Origin of the sequence: Serpentinimonas barnesii, from assembly GCF_000696225.1 — a bacterium.
GTDB classification, from domain to species: Bacteria; Pseudomonadota; Gammaproteobacteria; order Burkholderiales; family Burkholderiaceae_C; genus Serpentinimonas; species Serpentinimonas barnesii.
This window is the reverse complement of the sequence record NZ_BAWN01000007.1, coordinates 23,081-29,468: the sequence shown is the minus strand read 5'-3', so window position 1 is coordinate 29,468 and position 6,388 is coordinate 23,081. Positions and strand designations below refer to the sequence as shown.

3 protein-coding genes are annotated in these 6,388 nt (G+C 70.8%); all 3 read right to left on the bottom strand.

Annotated elements, in window-relative coordinates; all coding sequences use genetic code 11:
• Positions 1-1,384 (bottom strand): PAS domain S-box protein (locus SRAH_RS02725; RefSeq protein WP_149028910.1); only part of this gene is annotated, 1,384 nt, incomplete at its 3' end.
• A complete protein-coding gene (locus tag SRAH_RS02720; RefSeq protein ID WP_029461820.1) occupies positions 1,372-2,199 on the bottom strand; it encodes a carbon-nitrogen hydrolase family protein in 828 nt (275 codons plus the stop codon). The genes SRAH_RS02720 and SRAH_RS02725, both read right to left, overlap by 13 nt.
• 2 nt (positions 2,200-2,201) lie before the next feature.
• Positions 2,202-6,386, bottom strand: coding sequence for a YhdP family protein (locus SRAH_RS02715; protein WP_082210033.1), 4,185 nt, complete (start codon positions 6,384-6,386; stop codon positions 2,202-2,204).
• Positions 6,387-6,388: the final 2 nt, after the last annotated feature.

Sequence of the window (6,388 nt, the reverse complement as noted above, 5' to 3'; positions counted from 1 at the left end):
GCGAGCCGCTGGCGTAGCTGGCGATGGCGGCCAGCGGCTGGTTGAGCTCGTGGCTGATGAGGGAGGCCATCTCGCCCGCCATGGCCAGCCGCGCCGTGGCTTGCAGGCGTTCTTGCGAGACGCGCAACAGCTCCTCGTTGCGCCGCTGCGCGCTCAGGTCCAGGATCGCGCTCATCCAGCCGGTCTGGCGGCCCTGGGCGTCGACCAGCGGCGCCTCGATCACGCGCACCGGCAGCCGGCTGCCGTCGGCGCGCATGAAAACCGACTCGAAGCCCTCGCGCGGCGCGCGTTGGCCAGCCAGCCGCGCTTGCAGGCGCTGGCGGTATTCCTCGATCTGTTCCGTGGGCCAGTAGGGGGCCGGAATGCTGGTGCCCAGCAGTTGCTCGGCGCTCAGTCCCACCATCTGGCAAAAGGCCGGGTTGACGTAGGTCAGGCGGCCTTCGAGGTCGAGCGCGCGCAGCCCGGTCAGGAGCGAGTCTTCCATGGCCTGGCGAAAGGCCAGCGCCTCGGCCAGTTGGCGTTCGGCGCGCTGGCGCCGGCGCAGGTCGCGCGCCAGCAGCGCCAGCAAGGCCAGCAGCCCCAGCGCCAGCGTGCCCACCGCCAGTGGCAGCGCCGCTGCAATGGGGTGTTCGGTGCCGCCGCCTTGTTCGACCCGCAGCAGCCAAGCGGCGCCCCCGGGCAGAGCCACCAATTGGTTGGCGTGGTGCAGCGGCGGCCCGGCTTGGGCCAGCTCGCCGACCATGACCAGGCGGGTGCCATCGGCTTCGGTCCACGACAGCCGCCGTCCGCGCCGCGCCTGGGCGGGGATGAGCTCGGCCAGCAGACCGGCCATGGAATAGGTGGCCACCAGGTAGCCGTCGGCGCGGCCGTCGCGGTTCAGGGGCAGGCACAGCTCCATCAGCTCGATGCCTTGGCCCTGCCCGAGCGGCAAGAAATAGCTGCCCGAGTAGGCCGCCCCGTCGAGGCGGCGCGCCTGTTCACAAACCGGGCGCAGGTCGATCGTGGGCTCGTGGCGCGAGCGCGCCGCATGCAGCGCAGGCAAGAACGGCGACTGGCGCTGCACCCGGGTGGCGTGGGCGTTGTCGCGCCACTCGAGGTGCACCAGTTTGCGTTGTGAGTCGAGCAACTCGGCCGCGGCCACGGGCCAGTAGGCCGGGCTGGGGGCCACGCTTTGAAGGGCGTGCAAATCCTGCACGCTGCGCGCCAGGCCGCTGCGCACGTCTTGCCCCATGCGGGCCGCTTCGTCTTGCAAGGCCTCTTGCTGCTGTCCGTGCTGGTACTCGCGCAGCAGAAACACCAGCAGGGCAAACAAGGCCACCAGCAGCAAGCCGGCCAGCAGCCACAGCAGCCGGCGCAGCCCGACCGCTGCCTTCAGGGCTGACACGGTGCGGTGTGCAAGCGCCGGTGTTGCAGCGCCGGCAACTGCTGGCGCACCTGCTGCAGCCGCGCCCAGTCGAGCTCGGCCAGCACCACCCCGGGCCCGCTGGCGCGCTGGGCCAGCACCACGCCCCAGGGGTCGATCAGCAGGCTCTGGCCCCAGGTCTGGCGGCCGTTGTCGTGCTGCCCGCCTTGAGCGCTGGCGGCCACAAAGGCCAGGTTTTCGATGGCGCGCGCGCGCAGCAGCAGCTCCCAGTGCGCCTGCCCGGTGCCATGGGTGAAGGCGGCCGGCACCAGCAGCAAATCGGCCGCCAAGTGCCGGTACAGCTCGGGGAAGCGCAGGTCGTAGCAGACGCTTAAGCCCACGCGCCAGCGCTGGCCGCTGCGGTCGTCAAGGTCAAACGCCACCGGCGCGCTGCCGGCCACCAGCACGGCGGCTTCGTCGTAGCGCTCGCGCCCGTTGTCGTAGCAAAAGAGGTGGATTTTGTCGTAGCGCGCCACCGGCGCTCCGCTGGGGTCGAACACCAGGCAGGCGTTGGCCACGCGCCCGGGCACCGGGCTTTGCAGTGGCAGCGTGCCACCCACCACCCAGAGCCCGTATTGGCGCGCCGCAGCGGCCAGAAAATCCTGGATTGGGCCGCTGCCGTGCGCCTCGGCCAGCGCCAGTTTGTCGGTCTCGCGCTGGCCCATGAGGCAGAAATACTCGGGCAGCACGGCCAGTTCGGCCCCGGCTTGGCTGGCTTGTTGCAGCAGCGCCTGGGCTTGATCAAGGTTGGTTTGAAGCTGGCTGCCCGAGACCATTTGCAAGGCGGCGACTTTCATTTTCAATTGGCTCCAGTGGCAGGGTTGGGGTCGAGCGGGGCGGCGGCAGGCTGGCGCTGCACTGGCGTGACCACAGGGTCGGCCCAAGGGCCGGTGACGTGAAACTCGCGCGTGGCCGCCTGTTGCAGCGGCTGGCGCAGCAGAAACTGGGCCAGAAACGTGCCCAAGCCGGTGATTGGGTTGATCAGGGTGGCCACCAAGGATACCGTGTCGGCGTTGAGCTCGGGCACCACGACCACGCGCAGGTCTTGGGTTTCGCGCACGATGTCGGCGCTGCCCTCCATCAGCACGGCGGCGTTGACGCCCTTCATTTGCAGGTTGTTGCTGCGCGCCACGCCCTGGGCGATGCTCACGTTGCCGCGCACAAAGTCGAAGGCAAAACCTTCGCTGAACACGTCGCGGAAATCGAGCATCAGCCGCCTAGGCAGCGCCTGCAGGCTCAGCACGCCCAACAGCTTGGCAGCCCCCGGCTCGGCGCGCAAAAACTGGCCGCGCCCGATGTCGAGCTGCAGCTCGCCGCTCAGGCTGGGGGCGTCGAACACCAAGGGTGAGCCCAGCCAGCCCAAGTGGCCTTCAATGCGGCCTTGGCCGCCGCGGAGGGTCTGCGGCTGGCCCAGCCGCGTCAGCAAGGCGCCGGCGTCGCGGATATCGAGTTCGAGGCGCAAGGCGGTGCGGCGCAGCGCCTGCCCATTGCCGCTGGCGACCCAGTTGCCGCTGGCCTCCAGCGTGGCTTCGGGCGTGCTCAGGCGCAGCGCATTGAGGCGCCACTCGTTGACGCGCTCGCGCGCCGCCAGCTCGGCCTGGCGGTTGACCGCTTGCAGTTCGAGGCGGCCCAGATCGCGGCCGCCCAAGCGAAAGCGCTCCACCACCAAATCAATGGCCGGCACCACGGTGGGTTGCGCCAGCGCCTGCTCGACCCGGCCCGCTGCCGGCATCGACAAATCCAGTCGACTCAGTCGCGCATGCACCTGGCCCGCCGCTTGGGCGCTGGCGGCACGGTAATGGATTTGGCCAGCCAGTTCGCGCGCCTGCACCGCCATGCGCCAGGTGTTGCGCTCGTGGCTGCCGCTCAGGCTCAGGTCATGGAAGGTGCGGCCGCCCTGGGTCAGGCGAGCGGCTTGCAGCCGCCCTTGGGTGGGCCAGTAGAGGCGGCTGTCGTCCAAAGTCGGTGCGCCGGGGCGCGCCGGGGCGGTGGCCTGCGCCGGGGTGGCCGGGGTGGCCGCAGGTGCGGCGTACAGGCGCGCCCAGGCGTCGGCGTCGAAATCGCCCAGGTCGAGCGCGGCCAGCACGCCCGAGGGCGGCAGCGCCGGTGGCGCGCTGCGCAGGGCCACGCTGCCGCGCAGCACCCGGGTGGCCGCGCCGCGGTGTTCGCGCTGGTACCGCAGGTGCAACAAGGGGGTGGGGCCAGCGCCCAGCGCGAATTGCAATTCGTCGCGCGTGGCACCGCGCGCGGCCCCGGCCAGCGGTTCGATGCGCAGCCGCAGCGGCAGCGCCACTTCGGGGCGTTTGTCTAGCGGGGCCGGCAGTTGCAGCGCCAGGCCTTGCAGGTCGGATTCGACCTGCAGCGTGGTGCCTTCGGGTCCGATGCGCAGCTCGGCCTGGTAGGCGGCGCTGCCGCTGGCGGCCTGCCCGAGCGGGAGCAGCCAAGGCCACGGGTCGCCTTGGGCCAGGCCGAGGGCCGTTGCCTGGCCTTGGCCGCGCAGGCGCAGCACCGGGGCGCCGAGCTCGTGCGCCATGCGGCCCGAAAAACGCAGCGGCCCACCCAGCATCTGCGCGCGGGCGGCCGGGATGTCAAAACCGCGCTCGCTGAAATCGAGCGTGGCATGCAGCGCTTGCAAAGGCGGGCTCTCAGGCCCTAGCCGCAACTCGTTGCCCGCCAGCCGCAACTGCCCTTGCACGCGGGTGGCGTGGGTGTCGTGCAGCGGCATTTGGAGCCCGAGGTCGAGCTCGATGGGCCCGCTGGCCACGGCCTGGGCCAAGGCGGCACCGGTGAGCGGGCGCAGGGGCGAGCGCTCGACAAAGGCCAGCGCGTCGGCGGCGGGGCCGCGCAGCCGGGCCTGCAAATCAAACTGGGGCTGGCGGGCCATCAGGTCGCCGATTTCGGCCTGCGCTTGCCACAGCTCCAGTTGCGGCCACTGGCGCACATGGGCCCGCACCTGATCGAGTTGCAGCCGGGTGCGATCGATCTGCAGCCGCGCTTGCGCCACCTGCAGGCCCGGCCACGGCGGGCTGTCGGGGGGCAACACGTGGGCGGGTGCGTAGTCGAGCACCACGTCGCGCAACTGGGCCGTGACGCCAAACTGCCCGCTGCCCGGGCGACCGTAGGGGAACTCCCACAAATCGCCGCTGACCTGCAGTTGCGCCTCGCTGATGCGCCCCGAGACAATGGCGTGGCGCAGGTAGCGGCGCGCATCGGCCGCCACGTTGAGCGGCAGGTAGCGGTAGACGCGCGCGGCGTCGGCGCGCAGCAGCCGGCCTTGCAATTCGAGCAGGCCCGGAAAGCGCGACCGCGCCGGGCTGAGGGCCGGGTCGGCGCTGCGCCAGACCAGTTGCAGCTCGGCTTCGAGGTCGGCGTTGCGCAGCCGCAGCTGGGGCGCTTCAACACGAATTCCCTCGGCGCTGACCCGCCATTGGACGCCGGTTTGCAGCAGTTCGAGTGGCAACTGCGCTTGCTCAAACACGCCGGGCAAGTCGAGCTGCCCGTTTTCTATGCGCAGCTCGGCCTGGCCGCCGCTGGGACCAAGGCTGAAGTCGATCTGGGCCCCACTCACGCCAGGGCGCCCGGGTGTGTGCACGTCCCAGCCGCCGGCGTGGCGGTACACCGGCGGCGCAGCCCCGGCGCGCAGGCTGACGTTGCGCAAGCGCCCGCTGGCGCTCCAGCTGGCAGCGGGCGCACCTGTGCCCGTGCCCGTGCCCGTGCCCGCATTGGCCGTGGCTGGGGCGGCGCTCCATTGCAGGGCAATCTGCTCCACCAGGCCGCTGGGCGCGGTCTCGCGCAAGCCACGGTGCAGCGCCTCGGGCAGGGGCAGTTGCAGCGCCAGTTGGCTCAGCACCTGCGCATCGAGTTGCTGGCCTTGGAGCGCAAACCCCACCGGGGCCGTGCCGTCGCTGCGGGTGTGCTGGTAGCGCACATTGCCCCCTGGCCAGACCAGCCCAGCGGCGGTGCGAAAGCCCAGCCCGTGGGTGCTCAGGGTGGTTTGCAGGCCCGCGTGTTGCAGTTCGAGCCGGGTTTGCAGGTGCTGCAATTCAAAGGGCTGCGCCACTTGCGGCCATTGCAGTTGCAGCCGCTGCAGGCCCAAGTCGGCGCTGGCGTGGTGCAGCGCACCTTGCTGCCAATCCAGCCAAAGCCGGGCCGCGCCCTGCCCTTGTTGCACCTGCACCCCGAGCCAGCCGGGGGTGTCGACGTAACGGCCCAGCTGCTGCAGATCGATCCACGGCAGATCGGCGTAGAGCGTGCCGCTCCAGTGCCGCCACGGGCTGGCCCCGGTCTGCCACCAGGGCCGGGTGAACTGGGCCTGCAGGCTAAAGCGTTGGCCCCATGCCGGCGGCGGGGAAGCGTCGAGCCGGAACTGGTGCTCGCGACCGCTGTGGCGCGTTACCCAGTCGATGCCCGTCAGCACCAGCGGCTCGGTGCCGGGCCGGGTGTCGTCGTGCCAGCGCACGGTGCCTTGCAAAATGGCCAACTCGGTTTGGTCCAGCAACCAGTCGGCCAAGGGGCTGTCCGCATCGGGCTGCTGCAGGTCGCCCAAGTCGATGCCGCCCAGCAGCAGGCGGCCGTCGGCGCGGCGGCGCAGATCGAGCACCGGGCGTTCCACGATGAGCTGATCGAAACCCAGCCGCCAGAGCGAATGCAAAGAAAGCGCCGCGCGCACACTGGGCAGGCGCAGCGCCTCGGCGCCGCTGGCGTCGCGCAGCACCACATCGCTCAGGTGCAGACTGGGCACCGGTCCGCTGGAGTTGGCCTGCAGCGCGCCGATCTCGACCTTCACCCCCAGCCTGTCGCTGGCTATGCGCTCCAGCGCCGGACGCCATTCGTCAACTCTTGGCACAATGACCACATGCAATGCGGCCCAACTGAGCCCGAGCAGCAACCACGCGATCGCCAGCAACCACAAGAGCGCACGCAGCAAACCGGCTTGCCAGTGCAGCCAGCGGGGCGTTGTGGGGGCATATGGTTTTTCGAGCACAC

What these genes read in the sequence shown, in the direction of transcription:
- SRAH_RS02720 (WP_029461820.1), bottom strand. Translation starts at nt 2,199, where the DNA reads ATGAAAGTCGCCGCCTTGCAAATGGTCTCGGGCAGCCAGCTTCAAACC.